This window comes from Pseudomonas sp. OF001 (genome assembly GCF_904426495.1).
Lineage (GTDB): Bacteria > Pseudomonadota > Gammaproteobacteria > Pseudomonadales > Pseudomonadaceae > Geopseudomonas.
Window position 1 is genome coordinate 16,144 of record NZ_CAJGBM010000015.1, and the last position, 17,891, is coordinate 34,034.

Below are 17,891 nucleotides of genomic sequence, written 5' to 3' on the forward strand. Positions count from 1 at the left end.
TCACGCCCCTCAATCCAACGCCACCACACTGCACAACAACAGCTGCACCAGCGCGGTCTGCCGCTTCACCCCCGTCTTGGCGAACACCGCGCGCAGGTGGCTGCGGGCGGTGTTGCGGCTGATGCCGAGGCGGCTGGCACTTTCCTCGAGGGTCAGGCCTTCGCCGAGCAGCACGGCCAGTGCGGCTTCGGCCGGGGTGAGCTGGTAGAGCTGGCGCAGCAGGGGCTCGGAAGGCTGCGCCGGGCGGCTGCTGTCGCGCAGGATCAGCTCGACGGCCGCGGCGCGGCCGGCCTCGGCGCTGGCGGAAAGGGGGATGCTGCGCACCAGCACGCTGAGGCCGCCGGGCTGGCCGCCGCGATCCAGGGCGATGGCTTCCACCAGGCCGCTGCCGTTGCGGCCGGCGGCGGCCTGCTTGATCAGCCGCCACAGGCGGCGGTCGTCGCGCGGGGCGACGGCTTCAAGCATGCCGTTGTGCAGCTGCAGGCTGTCGCCCTCGGCGAGGATCTCCTCGGCGACCTTGTTGATCCGGCAGATGCCGCCGTTCTCGTCGAGCAGGATCGAGCCGATGCCGATGCGCTCCAGGGTGCCGACGTACAGCCGGCAGGCGCTCTCCACCCGGTCGAGGTGGGCATACAGGCGCAGCGCGCGCCGCAGATGCGGCAGCAACAGGGCGCACAGAGCCCGCTCCGTCTCGCTGAACGGCCCGCTCTGCGGCGGGCGGCTCAGACGCAAGCGGAATTCACGCTCGCGGCCGTCGTCGCTGCGGATGTCGGCGCCCATCATGTAGCGCACCTGCAGCGGTTCGAGAAAATCGCGGTAGATCACGCTGCCCAGCCACTCGCGCTCGTCGATCAACTCCTCGAGCATCACCACGGTGTCGCGCGGCAGGTTGACGAACGGGTCGACCGCGTACAGCGAGCTGCTGTACAGGGCGTGGATGTGCGGCCGCGCCTCGCCGGCGAACACCACCAGGCCGCGATCCTCGGCGCTGGGCAGGCGGATGGTCAGCGAGGCGTAGTTGGCGCGGAACTGCCGGCGCAGGGCGTCGAGCAGGGCGTTCCACGGCTTGTCCTCGAGCAGGCCGTCGTAGACCAGGCCGATCAGCCCCTGCAGCTCGGCGTAGCTGGTGCCTGCAGCGAGGCAAGGGGCGCACGCGCCCCCTGCCCCGTCCATCACAGACCGCCCCGGCGGGCCGCCTCCGGTCCGAACATCGCCGGGCGGAAGCCCGCCACGTTCAGCTTGAAGCCCTTGGGCTGCTCGTTGATCAGGTTGAACGCCAGATAGGTGTTCTCCAGCAGGTCGTGGTACAGGCCGACACCGGCCTGCATCGTCTGGGTCTCGTAGGCGTAGAAGAAGTTGAGCATCGAGGTGCGCCACAGTTCGCCGCGGCTGTCGTAGTTGTCGGCGACGATGGGGAACCAGGTGTCCTCGTCGATGTACAGACGACGCTTGCCGTACAGGTGGCGGTAGTCGGTCTTGAGGGTGCCTTCCAGCACCCACACGCGGTGCTTCTCGTAGCGCATGTGGGTCGGGTCGATATGGCCCGGCTTGAGGAGGTCGGCGTACTTCAGCTCCGGCGAATGGATGCGATAGGCGTTGTAGGGGATGTACAGCTCCTTCTTCTCGACGATCTTCCAGTCGTAGCGCTGGCCGGAACCGTTGAACAGCCGTACCTCGTCCACGGTGATCGAGCCGCCGGTGCCGGGGAACGCCATGTCGAAGCCGTAGCCGGGGGCCTGGCGCACGCGGCGGGTGCCCGGGTCGTAACGCCAGCTCTGGCGCGGCTCGGTCTTGTCGTTCCAGAACTCCATGCCGGTGTTCACCTCGCCCTTGTCGCGCAGCGGCAGCAGGGTCTCGTTGAGGTAGAAGGACGACTGGCCGCTGGTGTCGCCGATGCGCCCCGGCTCCAGGTGCGGCGCCAGGTTCTTCGAGTGCACGCGGCCCCAGTTGACCTTGCCGTCGCGCAGCACATAGGCGTTGTCCGAGACGTATTCCTCGGTCCACGCGCGCACGGTGAACAGCGAGGCGTTCTTCAGCAGTTCCAGACCATTCTTCGGCAGCGGGAACGGCGTGCCGCCGGTCTTGGCCACCACGCCCTCGCCGTCGTCGGTCAGCTGGGCATAGCCGACGTTGGCCTTGGTCGCCTGGCACACGCTGTCGTTGAAGCGGAAGTCGCGATGCGAGGGATAGACCGGCATGCGGAAGGTGTCCGGATACTGCCGGAACAGCGCCTTCATGCCGTCGGTGAGGTGCTGCTCGTACTCGGCCATGTTCGCCGCGGTGATGGTGAACAGCGGCTTCTCGTCCGCATAGGGATCGAGCGGATGGTTGCCGGTGCCCTGGAAATTCACATGGGGCGGCGCGCCCAGCCACTTGCCGGAATACTCCGGAATGCTGCCGTCGGCGTTGCCGGCGCGCTCGGCGCCCATGCAGGTGAGGGTGCTGCTGTCCAGCTGGGCCGCTTCATCGGTCTTGGCCAGTGCCGGCATGGCGAGCGCGAACAGCGCGCCGCAGGCGAACAGGCTGGCGAGTTGCGTGTGCTTCTTCATGGGTCCCTCCCCTTCTCAATAGGTGTACTTGGCGTTCAGCGACAGGTAGTCGCGATCCGCCAGGGTGCGGCCGTTGGCGATGTCGGCCGAGCCGAGGTAGCCGACGTAGGTCAGGCCGACCTGGAAGTTGCCCAGGTACTTGAAGTCGCCGCCGACGGTGATGCGCTTCTCGTCGCGGCCCAGGCCCGAATAGGCGCTGCCGGAGACGTTCTGGTTCCAGAACACCTTGGTGGTCAGGTCCCAGCCGCTGAACAGGCTCGGGTAGTCGAACATCGCGCCGACGCCGACCAGCGTGCTGCCGCGGGTCTGGCCGTCGTACTCGAAGTCGTCGAAGGTGCCGTTCTGAATGCCGCCGGTGACGACCAGATCCTCGACGCTGTCGATGCGCTGGTGCACCACCTCGCCCATCAGCGTGGTCTGGTGGGCCAGTGCGGTCGGGCCGATCATGTACACGGCGTTGAGGTTGCCTTGGATCAGGTTGCCGCGGGTCGGCGCGCCGTTGGACAGGTAGACCGCGGCGTCCTCGCGGTAGCTGAGGTCGCTGCCGATCTGCACCGCATCGCCGAGCTTGGTGCTCAGGCTCAACCCGGTCAGGGCGATGTCGTCGAAGTAGCCGAGCTGGTAGGCCGGCGCGTTGCCCGGCCCGGTACCGCGGCCCACGCGCTTGAGCGAGGAGTACTGGGTGTTGCCGGTGAAATCGAAGAACAGCGCCGGCACCCGGTCGTGGTAGCGGTAGTGGTAGAGGCCGACCTCGGTGTTCTGCGCCAGCTGGTAGCGCAAGCCCAGGCCCCACTGGCCATCGTCATCCGGCTCCACCTCGCCGGCGTAGTTGACCACTGCCCCCCCGGGCAGACGGAAGAACTGCGCGCCCGGTCCGAAGTAGTCGCTGCCGAAGAAGTCGCCCACCGGGTTGATCAGGGTCTCCTCCCACTCGTACTGCCAGAAGCCGACCAGGGTCAGGTCGTCGGTCAGCGAGAAGGATGCCGACAGCTGGCCGACCGGCAGGTAGGCGTCCTTGGCCTCGGTGCCCGGCACGTTGAACTTGGTGGCGTCCACCGGCGCCTGGCCCTGGCTGATGTTCGGCCAGAACAGGCTCTCGCCCCAGGCCACCAGGTGGCGACCGGCCTTCACCGACAGGTAGCGGTCGTCGAAATTCCAGCTACCGAACACGAAGGCGTCCAGCAGTCGGAACTCGCCGCCGCTGCGCTCGCGGGTCTTCTCGATGAAGTGGTCGTGGGCGCCGAACTTGTTGACGGTGGCCGGCGAGTCGTTGTCGTTGCTGCCGTGGTAGGCCGCATCGTAGAAGTGGCTGGCGCGGACCATGGCGCCGACGTTGTCGTGGCGCAGCAGCGCCTCGCCGAACAGGCTGACGCGGTTGGTGATCAGCGAACCACGGTCGAAGTTGCGCGTGCCGTCGTCGGAGTTGATATCGTTGAGGTACTCGTCGGCGGGCTTCTCGGTCCGCACCGAGGCGGTGTAGTTCACCGTCAGCGACGATTCGAGGGTGGTCGACTCGCCGAGTTCGAGGGTCGGCAGGGCGCTCGCCGCCCCGCTGCTCAATGCCACGGCCACTGCGAGCAACTCGCGCAGGTACGGCGGCTGGCCGGCGCGCCGGCACTCCTTTCTTGCTGCCTTGGGCATACTGCCTCCGGATTATTGTTTTTCTGGCATTGCAGGCCCGCGCTCGGACAAAGCCACCACGCGGGCAGGTCCATGACCCCGCCGCGCGTGAATCCGGCGCGGCGGGGACGGGTCCAGTGTGGGAATGGGCGGGTGGGTGACACATCACCCATTTGAGGGATATCCGGGCGATTGCAGGCGCCAGAGAGGCCTTTGCGCGCCCGGCGCGCGGGAGGGGCAGATCAGTCCGCGATGATGAACAAGTTGTCGCTGTCAGGCGCTTGGATCACACGCATGGCCCCCGGGCTCAAGCGCAACTCGCTGGCATCGTCATGCACTCGCGATAGCGCAACTCCTTGCTGCCGATGCTCGTACCAGTATCCGTCGGTACAGAGCAGCAGTTCGGTACCGGTCGCTAGCATCGTCACCCGATGCTCCGGGGCGCAAAAACGTCGGGCATTCAAGGAGCGGGTCAGCAGATGTCTGGACGCGGGATCACTGGCCTGCGGGGTCGAGTGATAGAAGGGCTGTCTGCTCAGGGTGTGCGGGATCGTCAGCCAGTCGATTTGCCCATCGGGCTGACAGACTCCGGCCAGGCAGTCGCCGACATGCAGGACATCCAGCCGACGGCTGTTCAGATCGAGCCGCACGCAGCAATAGCTGGCGATTTCGTGCAGGTAGTGCTGACGCAACTCACGCTGCCGCGCCTGCATCAAGCGAACGAGTGCGGATGCTTCAGGCGGTTCGTCCGCCGCCAAGGCATCGGTGATGATGCTAATCGCCCAGTGCCTCGCAAGCGCCTGCCCCTCGCCACGTTCGGCTCCGTCGACCAGCATGGCCAACAGGCAGTTTCCCTTGCGCCCCACAGCTGCTGCATCGTTGTTGGTGCGCGTCTGAGATCCTTGTTGGCTGGTCCACTCCACGCGCATCAGCCGTGTTCCCCGGCCAGCGCTTCCAAGCGGGCGAAAAGCAGCGCCTCGCGCTCCCGGGAGCCATAGGCCTGACTGGCGACGGCGTACTCGAAATCGGCATCAGCGAGCAAACTGGACAGTTCCCGAGCAATGTAACTGCGCACCTCGGCAGCCGCAGCGCGGATCTCTTCCAGCAGCTCCTCCCTCCCGTCGACCAGGTTGAGAATGTCCTCGATATCCCGGCTGGACAGTGCATCGCCACCACCACGTCCTTTATAGGCCTCCAGCTTGGTGGCGACAAAGTAGACGGGGTGGACCAGATTGATGGTGGTCTCCTTGTCCAAGGCATAGACCGTCGAGGTCGCCATCGCCTCCCGGTACCAGCGGTTGCTGAAACCCAGCACCTGCTCGTCGTCGGGCATGAAGTCGACGCGCAGATCGCCCAGGCGCATGGCGCAGATCGGAAAGTCGTCATCCATCTCCGCGACATCCAGACGGAAACCACGCCGGATCAGTTGCTCTTGCAGAGAGGAGAAGCCTGTGTAGCTCATGACATGCACGATCAGGTCGACATCGTCGGTGCTGCGCACCTGCTCGCGGGTGAAGGCATCGGTCAACAGCAGGCCGGTGGTGCACCCACCGACGAAAGTCATCTGCCGACACAGATCCGGTCCCAGAGCCTTGGCGACCAGCTTGAGCATGTCTCTCTGGGTGTTGAATGTCGTCATCGGATCTCTAGGCGCTCCTTGAGCAGGCTCGTGGCCAGATTGCTCTCGCGCGGCTGGCCAAGGCGGATGGCATCGATCAGCGCCATCAGCGCGTACATCTCCGGATCCCGCTTGGCGGCATAGGTCGCCGTCTTGAACAGCGGCTCGACCTTCAGCCCCTTGGTGTTGCCGTAGGCATCGGGCCAGACCAGCAGGTGCTCGCCGGCACTCAGCAACCTGCCCGCCAGCACCGGAGCAGCGAAGGAAGTGCCGATGCCCCTGGTCAGCTCCCCGGCACGCGCAGGGAACACATATTTCAGACCATGAACGATAAACTCCAGCAGCACCCTGGTATTGGCACGCGGCACGCCCAGCTTGCGATCCTCCCTGGCCAGACCGATGTCCATGCAATGCTTCAGCGAGCGGTTGATCTGCGTCTTGCTGATGCCGGTCTGCAGCTCCAGGGCGCGCGCCGTGTAGAGCGACGGACTTCCGACCGGCAGTGCAGCCAGATCCACCTCGCCCGGATATTCCGGGGCGTTCTCCTCACTCCAGTCCTGCCAGTCGTGGGGCCAGGCCTTGTCCGAAACTTCTGCACGGGCAGCCATTTCCTGCCGCTGCAGGCAGACCAGTTTCAGCAGCACCCCTATATCTTGACTTTTCATGACCACCACAGAGCCAGTGTCCCAGGTCCCGGGACCTGGGACAATGCTCATTGAGAGAAACCAGAAAAGCAAGAACCACCTGTCGAACACATCACGACAACCCAGATGTCAGGGCCAGAGCTCCAACGACGGCCAGAGAGAGCGACCGACCCACTCATCACCCCGCCGGCGCGTTGAATCCCACCCCAAAGTCATGACCCCACACGCTCACCTCGCTGGCCTCGTAGACGCTGTGCCGCGTCCAGTCGAGGACCAGGCCGCCGAAGCCGTACTCGATGGCGAAGCCCGAGGGCGTGTCCATGTAGAAGGAGGTCATGCGGTCGTTGACGTGCTGGCCGAGGGTGGCCATCAGCTTGACGCCCGCGCGCTGCATGCGGTCGTGGGCGCGGCCGACTTCCACCAGGTTCTCCACCTCCACCATCAGGTGCACGCAGCCGCTGGGCACCGGCGCGCCGAACAGCGCCAGGCTGTGGTGGCGGCCGTTGTTGCAGTGCAGGAAGTAGATGGGGATGGCCGGGGCGTCCGGCGCCGGCTGGAAGCGGTGGATGTCGGACAGGCCGAAGCCCATCACATCGCGCAGGAAGGCCCAGGTTTCATCGAAGTTCGACGCCGGCAGCACGGTGTGGCCCATGCCCAGCTCGCCGGTGACGAAGCCCGGCACGCCGGCCGGCGAGACGAAGCGGCGAAAGTCCGAGCGCACGCCCCATACCAGCTCGTGCAGGTTGCCGGACGGGTCGCGCAGGCTGGCCAGGCCGTTGACCCGGCGCACCGCGCACAGCTCGGCGCAGCCGCGCTCGAACGGCACCCCGGCGCGCTCCAGCTCCGCGCAGGCCTGCTCGAAGGCTTCCTCGCCCGCCAGCTCCCAGCCGCTGGCCACGTAACGGTCGGCCGGCCCGCCTGAGACGAACAGGCGGAACGGCCGCTCGTCCATCTTGATATAGAGGTCGCCCAGCGGCCCCTCCTCCACCATCATGCCCAGCACGTCCTCGGCCTGCCGGCGCCAGGCGTCCAGGTCGCGGCTCGACGCCACCACGTAGGCCAGTCCACGAATGTCCATCATCGGATTCTCCTCGTCGCGGCGCCGGGCGGGGCCACCATGGCGGCGTATGAACACCCCCTGTAGGGGCGAATTCATTCGCCAAACCACTCCGCGAAGGCGAATGAATTCGCCCCTACAGGAGACCGCGCCCGGCGCACTATTCGGCAATCAGCCGCGCAGGTGGCGCAGTTCCGGCTTCACGCCGACGTAGTCCATGTCGATCTCGTGCTCGTAGCGGCGGGTCGACTCCTCGGACGCCTCGTTGATCGGCTGGAAGAACTGGTCGTACCACTTGCGCGCGTGGTAGATCGGCCCGTCGCTTTCGCAGAGCATCGGGTTGCCGATGCGCACCTTGTTGTCCCAGATGGCCACGTCGGTGCCCAGGGCGACCTGCTGCAGCTCGGTCCACTCGGCGATCAGTTGCTGGTTCTCCGCCTTGCTCAGCCCCGGGATGTTCCTGGTGGCCACGCCGAAGTGCAGGGTGAAGCTGTTGTGGTCGATGGCGGTGTTGCCGACGATGTAGATGGTCTCCATGTAGTGGCCCTTGTACGGCCCCTTCAGCGACACCAGCAGCACGCCCGGCCCGTAGTAGGTGGCGTAGGTGATCACCGCCTCGCCCGCGCTCATGATCCGCGAGCCGGAGATCTGCACCTGGGTGGCCTTGTGGTCCTCGAACAGGTTGGCGAAGAACAGCGACGGCGACTGGTGCGTCTCGTCGAAGTGCCCCATGTCGACGATGTTGTCCACCAGCTCGCGGCTGTTGGCGTTGATCACCCACTCGGCCCAGCGCATCTCGCTGTACTCCGGCGAATACAGCTCCTCGAGGCGCGGGATCTCCTGGCCCTCGATCGGCGGGTTGCCGTCCGGGTCGTGCCAGATGAACAGCGCCTCGTTCAGCTCGGCGGTGGCCCAGCGCCCTACCCGCGCCTTCGGCGGCACGCGCTTGCAGTAGGGAATGCTCACCGCCTTGCCCTCGCGGTCGAACTGCCAGCCGTGGAACGGGCAGACCACGTTGTCGTTCTCCAGGCGGCCGTGGCTGAGGTCGCCGCCCATGTGCGGGCACCAGGCGTCGAGCACCTGCAGCGCGCCGTCGGAGGTCTGGAACACCACCAGGCGGTAGCCGAAGGCGTTCACCGTGTGCGGCTTGCCGTCCTTGTACTTCTGGGCCGAGCCCAGGCAGTGCCAGCCGCGGGCGTAACGCTCGGGGATCGGGTCGGCGATGATCTTGGCGCGATTCATGGACATGGTCGGGTCTCCTGGGCTCAGAGGAAGCTGTCGGTGGTGGTCTGGTCGGTGAGGGCGATGAAGCCGAAGGCGCGGCCGAACAGGTCGACGTTGTTGGCGATGTGCGCGCGGCCGGTGAACACGTCGAGGAAGATCCGCGTCAGCGGATTGCTCCGGTAGGTGCCGGTGGCGCCGCAGCAGCGCAGCAGCTCGTTGATGTGGTGGGCGCACTCGTTGGCCACCTGGGCGAGCTGGTAGCGCTGGCGCAGCCGCTCGTTGACCGGCGCCGCCTCGCCGCGCTCGGCCCAGGCCATCTGCACCTCGTAGTGGCGCTTGCGGTTCTCCACCATCTGCTCGTGGGCGACCACCGCGCGGGCGTAGGCCAGCTGCGCGTTGGGATCGTCCACCGTGCGCATGCCGACGTTCTTGCTGATGCCCTGCTGGGCGTAGTCCTTGAAGTGCTGGATGGCTGCCGCCAGGCCGCCGATGCAGGCGTTGGACACCGCCGGGATGAACATCTGCGCGAACGGCACCCGGTACAGCGGCGCGCTGTTCAGCTCGCGCCCGGGGTTGGCCGCGTCGTCGTGCTGCTGGGTGGCGTGGGTGCGGTGCAGCGGCACGAAGGCGTCCTCCACCACGATGTCGTGGCTGCCGGTGCCGCGCAGGCCGATGACGTCCCAGTTGCGCTCGATGCGGAAATCGCTCTTGGGCACCAGGAAGGTGCGGTAGCTGTTGCCCTTGCCGACGCCCGGCGTCAGGTTGCCGCCGAGGAACACCCACTCGCAGTGCTCGCAGCCGGTGGAGAAGCCCCAGCGCCCGCTGATGCGGTAGCCGCCCTCCACTTCCGTGACCCTGGCCACCGGCATGTAGGTCGAGGCCACCAGCGTCGAGGCGTCCTCGCCCCACACCTCCTGCTGCGCCTGCTCGGGGAACAGCGCCAGCTGCCACGGATGCACCGCCACCACGCCGTACATCCAGGCGGTGGACATGCAGCCCTCGGCCAGCGTCTGCTGGATCTCGGCGAACACCTTGGGCCCGAACTCGAAGCCGCCGTGGCGTTTCGGCTGCATGACGCGGAACAGCTGCGCCTCCTGCAGCGCGGCGATCACCTCGTCGGCCACCTTCAGCTCGGCCTCGGCCTGCGCGGCACGCTCGGCCAGCAGCGGCACCAGCGCCCGGGCACGGGCCACCATCTGCTCGGGGGAAATTCTTGTTGTTTGCTCCATCGACTCACCCATGGTCGTGCGGGAAGAAGTCGCGGGCCGCCAGCGTTTGCGCAGCGGCTCGCCCTGTGTGACACGGGACGGATTCTTTGGCGGGGGCCGGGGGGCGACATCATCCGAATGGAGTAGCCGCGCGGGTAGTGGGGGTTTTGTTGATCTGGAGCAAGGAATGAGATGTAAAAAGGGCGGCTGGAACAAGATTAGGCAAGGAGGAACAGGCCTTGGTGTGCCACATAAGTGTTGTAACGCCAGGAGTGACGGTTGTCATACTTCTGTGATAAATCTACTCTCATGCCTTTAGCCACCAAAAACATAGGGATTTTTTGTAATGGTGCATGTATCTACCCTATCCCCTCTCCCCCGCGACAGCATCTGCATGTCAGTCGAATCAATACGAGATATGCCTGTGCTCGAGGACGCTGCGTTGAAAAGCGCCTCCGGATGCTCACTTACGACTAGCAAAGCCTGCGTCTTCACCACTTTTCACTTTGTTTGAAATTCGCTCAGCCGCTTTTTCGCACAGAGTTCATGAGTGACATGGCTACAGATTTAGTTATTAACCCTCAGCCCACCAATTTATTCGCGCGCCATATAAAAGCACAACAATCAGGCCAGCTTAATCGGACTTAACAAAATGACCGAAGAGAATATATCAAAACTACTAACAAATATTGATTCACTTGTAAGTCACACCTATCACTTCCAGCTAGATATATCCAAGCCAGAAGGAAAAAGCCACAAAGGGATCGCAATAAACTACACAGACATTCAGGAAAGAAAGAGCGATTTTATAAGAGAGTTAAGGAATACCGTTTGCGGCTGGGTTTATGGAAAGAAAAAATACCACCAGCTATTTCAAAAAGAACTGGAGAAGAGAGGGTATGATTATCAAAATGCCTCTTCCCATATTGACAATCTGGCAAGAGAAAAATTTCGAAAAGGAATCCCTCAAGGCCAGTTTGGCGAACTACTGCTTTTCAACTTTTTACAGTTTTTCTTTGGCGCCCCCGCCTTGCTTAGAAAAATGCCCTTAACAACGAGCCGAGGGCATGAAAGATTTGGGGCGGATGCAATACACTTCAAAAAGCAAGACGGCCAAAACATTATATACATTGGTGAATCAAAAACATACAAATCCATATACAAATTCAACACAGCACTAAAGGATTCTATAGACAGCATCTTAAACACATTTAGCTCCTTGCAGGATGAGCTCCTCCTTTACACGTACGACGACTTTATGGACCCCTCACTGCAAGAAGTTGCCGAGTCTTACAAAGAAGGCGGACTCGCAAACGTGAAGCACGAACTTGTTTGCCTAATATCATACAATGAAAATAACAGTCCTTCCGCAAGTACGGAGCAAGAGATCAAGGAAAATATAAAGAACATCGTGCTCGATAGATTGACCTCCTCACCTGACGAACTAACCAGCGGAATAGGAAAGCCCATCCTCAATAGAATTCATTACATTATTTTTCCATGCTGGGAAATGGATAGCCTACTTGATGGATTTGACGCATGAATAGCATAAATAAAACCCAGCGGGAAGTCGTTAACGCTCTTCTTGAAGCAGAGCATATAAATTACGCAATTAAGCTGGGACTGATAAACCGCAATCCCGTAACTCTGGAAAGGCCGGCCCTAGCGCAAGCGGTTTCATTAATTGACAAGCTATCCAGAAGCAACCAAGAGTTTGCAAAGCGCGTCTCAGTACTGGCCATTGCGTTAACCTGGGAATACGCGAACGGCGATTACCGAGATTCTCTTAGAGAAATATTTATCACCATGCTGAGTCGAATGGGAATTGCACCCGCGACAATTCTTATTGACGAGGAATTCAAAAGCAGCGGCAAATATAGCCCATTCTCAAGCTACATAAACAAGATTTCCATTCTCGCAAACCAGATAAGCCATGAAGTCACCCTAAACAATCAAATATATTTGCTCACTGAATTCCAAAAGGAGGTTTGGGATTCGATAGACAAAAACAAGATAACGTGTATTTCCGCCCCAACATCGGCCGGGAAATCATTCATTATTTACTTAAAGATAATTGAAAGGCTTGCGAGAAAAAAAGTTCGGATAATATACATAGTACCAACAATCAGCTTGGTTGCTCAAGTGACAAGGGATCTAACCAATTTGATTAAGGAGTTCTCTCTCGAAGGTATTGAGGTTTACACGGGGATCCAGGAATCCCCTCCGAAATGCTATATATACGTATTGACCCAAGAAAGAGCCATTTCAGGGTTCAACGAAACCAATCATTTCAATGAAATTGACTTGCTCGTCGTTGATGAAATCCAGAACATTGAAAGAGTTGCTAGCGATGGAGACCAAAGATCAAAAATACTATATGACTTCCTCAAGGAAATTAAGCATCAAACAAAGACGGAAAAAATCATACTAAGCGGGCCGCGCCTCAAGAATATCGGAAACTTAGGTTATGAAATTTTTGATGAGGTATCATATGAGGCGGAAACAAAACTTCCGCCCGTTGTCAATGTAACCTATTCCATCGCCAAGACCGGAAGGACGTATCTTCTAAATCAATATAGCGATATATCAGAACAACCAAGATCAATTAAAATTGAGAACTCCAGCAACATCAGCGGGCTAGGAGGAACCCTTTATAATGAAGGGTTCCATAGTTACTTACTTTCAATCCTGAGCAAGGTAGATAAAGATAAGAGCAATCTAATATTCTCGCCAACCGCCATTCAAGCAAGAAAGACCGCAAATTATCTAGCTGATCACAAAGCGCCCGCAAAAGACCCAAAACTAGAATCGCTATCGAAATACATCGAGTACTTTGTTCATCCGGATTACGACTTGGCCAAGATGGTCAAGTGCGGAGTGGCATATCACACAGGAAAACTCCCTTTGCATATCCGGTCAGTAATTGAGGAGTCATTTGCAAAGGGCTCTATAAAAAATATTGTTTGCACAACAACTTTGATGCAAGGCGTAAACTTCCCCGCCTCCACCATCTTGGTTAGAAATCCGTACCTGTTCGTTAAAAGAAAGAGCAACTCCGAAAACGTTAAGCTTTCAAATTATGAATTCTCAAACCTGCGAGGCCGTGCCGGCAGACTGCTAAAGGAATTCATAGGAAGGACCATAGTACTGGACGAGTCATCTTTCGAAGTTGAGTCAAATCAAGAAAGCCTTTTTGAGCAAACAGAGAAAGAACTTACTGCCGGCTATGGCGAATACTTCGATAGATTTCGATCAGAAATAGAGGAAGGAATCAAAAACCAGCAACCCATTGACGAAGGAAAAGAAAAAAGCCTACTAACGCATATCAGGCAGACAGTATTTAGACATGGGAATAACAGCCTTGCCAGACTGGAAGAGGTTGGGATAAACCTCGATAAAGAAAAAATATCGAAAATCATAGAGTCTCTAGCCCGCATCGAAGTACCCAAAGAGGTCGTACTGAAAAACAGATACTGGGACCCTCTTGATTTAGAGATTATTTTTCAAGCATTAAAAAGCAGAAAACTAAAGCCACTTCCAAGAAATATTTGGGATCAAAACCTTCTTGACTCCTTAAAGAACTCATTAGCCACATTTTCAGAAATAATGCCTTACTATTTTAAGCGCTACATCGGAGACCCAAGCGGAGACGCCGAAATGCGCAGTAGATACATATGGAGCATATGCAGATATGCCACAGACTGGGGGCGTGAAAATTTGCTCCGGGAGATACTATCGGAAAGAAATTTCACAGAGAACTCAAGTGATGAGATCGACAAAGCAGTTCAGACCATATCTTCAAAAGCCTGCTTCGGCTTGCCAATGTTGCTAAAGCCATTAGCTGACATGTCGCCAGAGGACAATGCCGTTCTCAGCATTATAGAAAATGGCGCGCACCACAAGATCACAAAATTTCTTATCTCCAAAGGCGTCCCTAGAGATACTGCAATTTATTTAAAAAACAAGCACCTTTCAATGTTTGACAAGGATAATTTGGATTTCAGAGAGGTGCAAATCTACCTCTCCGAATTAAGGAAAAATATCTCCCCCTGGATTTCAATTCAAATTGAGAGTGCCTGCCTTTATTAATGTTCCCACCTGATCCGTTATTGGTGACTTTACCAATATTGGCCGGGGCAAATAGCCCCGGCCTCTCTGTTTCCCGTTTTTCCCGTGCTCAATGGAACAGGCTGCCGGCGACCAGCGTCAGGTTGCTCAGAGTGTGCTTGAGGCGGTCACGTTGTTCGGTGAAGGCTTGTTTGCCCTGCGGGTTCTTCTGCACGGCATTGGGCAGCGGCCAGTGCTCGTCCCACTTCAGCCCGCATTCATCGGGCCGAATCATCGCCTTCTTCTGTGAGGCGCCGGGTAGTCAGTGCCGCGCGCTGCTCGATCAGGGTGGCAATCTGTTCGATCAGTGGCTCTCCCGCAAACATGGGCGTCGCCTGCAAGGTGCGCGCAGCCCTGGGCAGCGCCTGCGCCATGCCAAGGATTCGCTTGCGGGTCTGGGCGCGTGCCAGCCCGGCGGCCTCGGCGAATTGCTCCCAGTGCCGGAGCTGGACCTCGCTGAACTTGTACTTGCTGCCCAGCTTCATCGCCATCTTCGGGGTGAGGCTCGGGTAGATGGCGGTCGACAGCACGTCGTAGAGCGGCGCCAGGGTCGGTGCCGCTCTGGATGATGGGGGGGCGAACAGCAGCGAGAAGTTCTTGGCGTGCGCATCGTGGTTGCCGACCAGGGCGTTGAACACCACATAGTCCAACAGACGCAGCACCTGGGGGGCGCTGGGACGGGTGATGCGCCGCAGCAGATCGAAGCAGGCTTTCAGGTCGGGGCCGCCCTCGTTCTGATACTTCATTTCCGGTACCACGCCGAGCGCCTGGCAGAAATCCTCCTGATGCAGACGTATCAGGCTGCCTTGTGCGTCGCGCTGGCGGTCATAGCGTGCGACCAATAGGAAGCGGCGGTCGCCAGCCTGATGAATCCGCGCTTCGGCGCTTGGCAACTTCATCGCCTGGGCCAGGGCGAGACAGAAGCCTTCGTTGAGCACCGTATTATCGAGGGCGTGGATCGGCGGCTTGAGGATATGCGTGCTGGGCTGTCCTCCCAGAGGCAAGCCGATGCGCTGCCCGTCGAACACCACCGGCAGCTTGTCCTGAGCGCCGGCGAGCGACAGGCGCAGGCCGTCCTGACCGGCCAGCATCGGGCGACGGGGCAGCTCGTCGAGGATCGCGGACAGTCGTTGATCGTCCAGCCACGACACCTCGCCCGCGCCGGCGACCTGCGGGACTGCATCCTTCGGCAGCAGCGTGATGGCCCCGGCGCACTCGCCGCCGATGGCATCCAGCAGGGCGAAATCGTTCTGCCTCGATACCTGGAACCGTTGGGCGATCAAGCGCCGCAGATGGCCTTCCGGTAACAGCCCGGCAAAGAAAGGCCGGGTACGAATGTCATCGAAGGGGGCCGCCTGCAGCGGCAGGGAGCACGACAGCGCTACCGCGTCGGGGTTCGCCAGCCAGCTGGGGTGATACGCAAAGCTCAGGCGACCATCCACCAGCGCCAAGGTGCCGACCTGCTCGGCGAACAGCCAGACTTCGAGTTCATGCGCCATGACGAGTGGGCTCTGCTGGAGTCGGAGAACCCGCCAGTCCGTCCAGTCGGACCCGGCCGCCCAGGGCATCGATCACGCGGAGCACCTGCTCCAGCCGCACCGTGGGCTTGCCGGCCTCCAGATCGACCACGAAGCGCACGCCCACCCCGGCGGCCAGGGCCAGATCGGCTTGCGTCAGGCCCAGTTGCTTGCGTGCGGCTCGCAGGGCTGCGCCGAGCGCTTGTGTGGAGTCGATAGGAATCATGGCGTACTCGATTGTTTTCCCGATCGGGAAATTATTCGACCGAAACCGCGCCAACGCAAGCCAATCTTCCTGATCGGGAAGATTGGGCGCATTCAGGCGGCTGTACGGGCGATTAATTCCCGATCGGGAATGGGATGCGGGGGATCGCCGCATCGGCCACCGGCGCGCACCGCGCAGGGCCGATGCCCCTGGTAACGGCCCAGGCCATCCCGCGAGCCGATCTATGCCTCGCGATACGGCGCCGCCTGAACCGCTGACGGATAGGGCCAGAGTGCACAGGCCACCTCCGCCAACACCTCCCCCCTGGCCAGAATCTCCCGCTCCGCCCAGTCCTCCAGCGCATGCAGCTCGCGGCTCAGCCCCGGCTGGCCGTACCTGAGCAGCTCCGCCTTCTTCACCTCCCACGGCGAGCGCGACAGCGCCGGGTTCAGGCTGCCGGCGAGCAGCGTCAGGTTGCCCAGGGTGTGTTTGAGGCGGTCGCGTTGTTCGGTGAAGGCCTGTTTGCCTTGCGGGTTCTTCTGCACGGCTTTCGGCAGCGGCCAGTGTTCGTCCCACTTCTGCGGCAGGATGTGTTCGATGGCAAACGCGGATGGCTGGGCTTCCGCCGCGCTTTCTTGGTTGCCGAGCGCGGCGTCGAGGGCTTCCAGCACGGCGCGCACGCGGTACTGCGGCCACCACTGGTACAGCGGGTGGTCGAGTATCGCCCGCTTGAGTTCGGCATCGGTGGGGAAGCGCGCGCCCTCGCCTTCGCTGGCCAGCAGGAACTGCTCGACGGCGCGGGCGCTGATGTTGCCCCGGACCTCCAGATGGCGGATCAGGTCGAGGAACGGGCGGTTGTAGTTCTTGCTGGTCAGGCCGCAGATCATGCGGCGGAACAGGAAGGATTCGAGCACGTCGAGGATCGACTCGAACTCGTTCTCCTGCTGCGGGCGCAGCTGCCGGCTGCACAAGAGCAGCAGCGGATAAATCGCCGAGGTGTCGAGCGTCTCCAGGCGCTTGAGGAAGCGCGCCAGGTGCGAGCCCGATTCGGGGCTGGCGAACTCGCGGAAGTGCTCGGCGTAGCCGGCGAGCAGCGCCAGGTGTTCGCGGGCGCTGGTGGCTTCGCCGATCAGGCACGAGCGCCAGTCGTCGGTGTACTGCACGTAGTGCTTGTACTCGTCGAACAGGTGCACGAAGCGGACGTCCCGGCGCATGGCCAGGGTCAGGAAGTGGCGGATGAAGATGTCGATGCGCGGCCGGCTGTCGCGGCCCTGGCGGACTTCCTCGCGCCAGAACTCGCCGTCGAACTGCGCCCAGCAGGTGCGGTACAGCAGGTCGATGTCGTCGCCTTCGGCCTGGGCGCGGCGGAACAGGAAGTTCTTGATCAGGTCGGCCGGCAGCAGTTGGGTGCCGCGGGCGTTGAGGGTCTCGAAGATCACCTGGGCTTCGTCGTGCTCGCCGAGTTCGATCACCACGAACTGCAGGCCCTTCTGCACCACCGCCCAGAGCGCCTCGAGGCGGTCCTCCAGCTCCAGGCAGGGGCGTTCCTCGACCGGCTGCGCCAGCCAGTCGGCGAACTGTTCGTGGAAGTACAGGTAGGCGCCGGCGATGCCCTGCTCCAGGTCGACGGCCTCGCCGGCTTCCTGCAACTGCGCCAGCAACGCCTCGGGGCTGCCGGCCCGGTGCACCAAGGCGTAGGCGCGGCGGTCCAAGTTGGTCGGCAGCAGCTTGCAGAGCTCGTCCGGGCTGTCGACCAGCGCGGCGCGGTTGGAGACCAGCGAGTCGAAGCGCTCGAAGTAGCGCGCGCTGCCGAGGCTCCCGCACAGGTCGCGCAGGGCGATCAGCAGCAGTTGCAGGGTGGTGAAGCGCTGCTGGCCGTCAATGACCTGGCGCAGCTGCACCCAGCCGCTGGCGTCGAACAGCTGCTCGATCACCACCGCGCCGAGGAAGTGCGGACGCAGGCGCTGGCCGGCCAGCGCTTGGTCGAGCAACCGCTCGAAGTCGTCCCACAGCGGCTGCCAGTTGCACTCGCGCCGCCAGACGTAGGGGCGCTGGAACAGCGGGATCTGGTAGCACACGGTGGGCTCGAAGATGCGCATCAGGGGACGGCTGTTGGCTTCCATGAACAGGTTCCTGCAGAGG

At 61.2% G+C, this 17,891-nt stretch carries 15 protein-coding genes; 2 read left to right on the forward strand and 13 right to left on the reverse strand.

Annotated elements, in window-relative coordinates; genetic code table 11:
- Positions 1–9: 9 nt before the first annotated feature.
- The 9 genes from RA210_RS10990 to RA210_RS11030 all read right to left on the reverse strand — a co-directional run bounded on the left by RA210_RS10990 (position 10) and on the right by RA210_RS11030 (position 9,953).
- Complete coding sequence (locus RA210_RS10990) at positions 10–1,173, reverse strand: helix-turn-helix transcriptional regulator (protein ID WP_201486472.1); 1,164 nt, start codon at positions 1,171–1,173, stop codon at positions 10–12.
- Complete coding sequence (locus tag RA210_RS10995) at positions 1,173–2,489, reverse strand: DUF1329 domain-containing protein (protein WP_236574720.1); 1,317 nt, start codon at positions 2,487–2,489, stop codon at positions 1,173–1,175. Before RA210_RS10995 ends, RA210_RS10990 begins: the two co-directional genes overlap by 1 nt.
- A 75-nt stretch (positions 2,490–2,564) precedes the next feature.
- Positions 2,565–4,190: a DUF1302 domain-containing protein gene (locus tag RA210_RS11000; RefSeq protein ID WP_201486474.1), complete on the reverse strand. Its 1,626-nt coding sequence runs from the start codon at positions 4,188–4,190 to the stop codon at positions 2,565–2,567.
- Positions 4,191–4,411: 221 nt separating this feature from the next.
- Positions 4,412–5,098: a protein phosphatase 2C domain-containing protein gene (locus RA210_RS11005; RefSeq protein WP_201486475.1), complete on the reverse strand. Its 687-nt coding sequence runs from the start codon at positions 5,096–5,098 to the stop codon at positions 4,412–4,414.
- Positions 5,098–5,781: a hypothetical protein gene (locus RA210_RS11010; RefSeq protein ID WP_236574712.1), complete on the reverse strand. Its 684-nt coding sequence runs from the start codon at positions 5,779–5,781 to the stop codon at positions 5,098–5,100. The genes RA210_RS11005 and RA210_RS11010 overlap by 1 nt, the downstream gene beginning before the upstream one ends.
- Positions 5,782–5,804: 23 nt before the next feature.
- Entirely contained in the window at positions 5,805–6,452 is a 648-nt protein-coding gene (locus tag RA210_RS11015) for a hypothetical protein (RefSeq protein WP_201486476.1), read from the reverse strand.
- 157 nt (positions 6,453–6,609) lie between these two features.
- Positions 6,610–7,512 carry a VOC family protein gene (locus RA210_RS11020; RefSeq protein ID WP_201486477.1) on the reverse strand — a complete coding sequence of 301 codons (903 nt, stop codon included), beginning with the start codon at positions 7,510–7,512 and terminating at the stop codon, positions 6,610–6,612.
- Between the two features lie 147 nt (positions 7,513–7,659).
- Positions 7,660–8,736, reverse strand: coding sequence for a Rieske 2Fe-2S domain-containing protein (locus RA210_RS11025; protein ID WP_201486478.1), 1,077 nt, complete (start codon positions 8,734–8,736; stop codon positions 7,660–7,662).
- A gap of 17 nt (positions 8,737–8,753) precedes the next feature.
- Positions 8,754–9,953: an acyl-CoA dehydrogenase family protein gene (locus RA210_RS11030; RefSeq protein ID WP_236574714.1), complete on the reverse strand. Its 1,200-nt coding sequence runs from the start codon at positions 9,951–9,953 to the stop codon at positions 8,754–8,756.
- A 619-nt stretch (positions 9,954–10,572) separates the two neighbouring features.
- Here RA210_RS11030 and RA210_RS11035 point away from each other — a divergent pair.
- Both RA210_RS11035 and RA210_RS11040 read left to right on the forward strand, forming a co-directional pair.
- Positions 10,573–11,463 (forward strand): HamA C-terminal domain-containing protein, encoded by an 891-nt coding sequence (locus RA210_RS11035; protein ID WP_201486479.1) that lies wholly within the window; start codon positions 10,573–10,575, stop codon positions 11,461–11,463.
- Positions 11,460–14,009: a DEAD/DEAH box helicase gene (locus RA210_RS11040; protein WP_201486480.1), complete on the forward strand. Its 2,550-nt coding sequence runs from the start codon at positions 11,460–11,462 to the stop codon at positions 14,007–14,009. Before RA210_RS11035 ends, RA210_RS11040 begins: the two co-directional genes overlap by 4 nt.
- Positions 14,010–14,097: 88 nt before the next feature.
- On the opposite strand, the gene RA210_RS11045 is transcribed toward RA210_RS11040, so the two are convergent.
- The 4 genes from RA210_RS11045 to RA210_RS11060 form a co-directional block, all read right to left on the reverse strand.
- Entirely contained in the window at positions 14,098–14,262 is a 165-nt protein-coding gene (locus tag RA210_RS11045; protein ID WP_201486481.1) for a hypothetical protein, read from the reverse strand.
- A complete protein-coding gene (locus RA210_RS11050) occupies positions 14,246–15,526 on the reverse strand; it encodes a type II toxin-antitoxin system HipA family toxin (protein ID WP_201486482.1) in 1,281 nt (426 codons plus the stop codon). Before RA210_RS11050 ends, RA210_RS11045 begins: the two co-directional genes overlap by 17 nt.
- Positions 15,516–15,770: a helix-turn-helix transcriptional regulator gene (locus RA210_RS11055; RefSeq protein ID WP_136490433.1), complete on the reverse strand. Its 255-nt coding sequence runs from the start codon at positions 15,768–15,770 to the stop codon at positions 15,516–15,518. The genes RA210_RS11050 and RA210_RS11055 overlap by 11 nt, the downstream gene beginning before the upstream one ends.
- A gap of 221 nt (positions 15,771–15,991) precedes the next feature.
- Positions 15,992–17,872, reverse strand: a complete 1,881-nt coding sequence (locus RA210_RS11060; RefSeq protein ID WP_201486483.1) for a DUF262 domain-containing protein — start codon at positions 17,870–17,872, stop codon at positions 15,992–15,994.
- Between the last annotated feature and the right edge of the window lie 19 nt (positions 17,873–17,891).

Coding starts and splice junctions, on each gene's coding strand:
- RA210_RS11040 (WP_201486480.1), top strand. CDS start 11,460: ATGAATAGCATAAATAAAACCCAGCGGGAAGTCGTTAACGCTCTTCTT.
- RA210_RS11030 (WP_236574714.1), bottom strand. CDS start 9,953: ATGGGTGAGTCGATGGAGCAAACAACAAGAATTTCCCCCGAGCAGATG.
- RA210_RS11055 (WP_136490433.1), bottom strand. CDS start 15,770: ATGATTCCTATCGACTCCACACAAGCGCTCGGCGCAGCCCTGCGAGCC.
- RA210_RS11050 (WP_201486482.1), bottom strand. CDS start 15,526: ATGGCGCATGAACTCGAAGTCTGGCTGTTCGCCGAGCAGGTCGGCACC.
- RA210_RS11015 (WP_201486476.1), bottom strand. CDS start 6,452: ATGAAAAGTCAAGATATAGGGGTGCTGCTGAAACTGGTCTGCCTGCAG.
- RA210_RS11045 (WP_201486481.1), bottom strand. CDS start 14,262: ATGATTCGGCCCGATGAATGCGGGCTGAAGTGGGACGAGCACTGGCCG.
- RA210_RS11060 (WP_201486483.1), bottom strand. CDS start 17,872: ATGGAAGCCAACAGCCGTCCCCTGATGCGCATCTTCGAGCCCACCGTG.
- RA210_RS11035 (WP_201486479.1), top strand. CDS start 10,573: ATGACCGAAGAGAATATATCAAAACTACTAACAAATATTGATTCACTT.
- RA210_RS11005 (WP_201486475.1), bottom strand. CDS start 5,098: ATGCGCGTGGAGTGGACCAGCCAACAAGGATCTCAGACGCGCACCAAC.
- RA210_RS11000 (WP_201486474.1), bottom strand. CDS start 4,190: ATGCCCAAGGCAGCAAGAAAGGAGTGCCGGCGCGCCGGCCAGCCGCCG.
- RA210_RS11025 (WP_201486478.1), bottom strand. CDS start 8,736: ATGTCCATGAATCGCGCCAAGATCATCGCCGACCCGATCCCCGAGCGT.
- RA210_RS11010 (WP_236574712.1), bottom strand. CDS start 5,781: ATGCTCAAGCTGGTCGCCAAGGCTCTGGGACCGGATCTGTGTCGGCAG.
- RA210_RS10995 (WP_236574720.1), bottom strand. CDS start 2,489: ATGCCGGCACTGGCCAAGACCGATGAAGCGGCCCAGCTGGACAGCAGC.
- RA210_RS11020 (WP_201486477.1), bottom strand. CDS start 7,512: ATGATGGACATTCGTGGACTGGCCTACGTGGTGGCGTCGAGCCGCGAC.
- RA210_RS10990 (WP_201486472.1), bottom strand. CDS start 1,173: ATGGACGGGGCAGGGGGCGCGTGCGCCCCTTGCCTCGCTGCAGGCACC.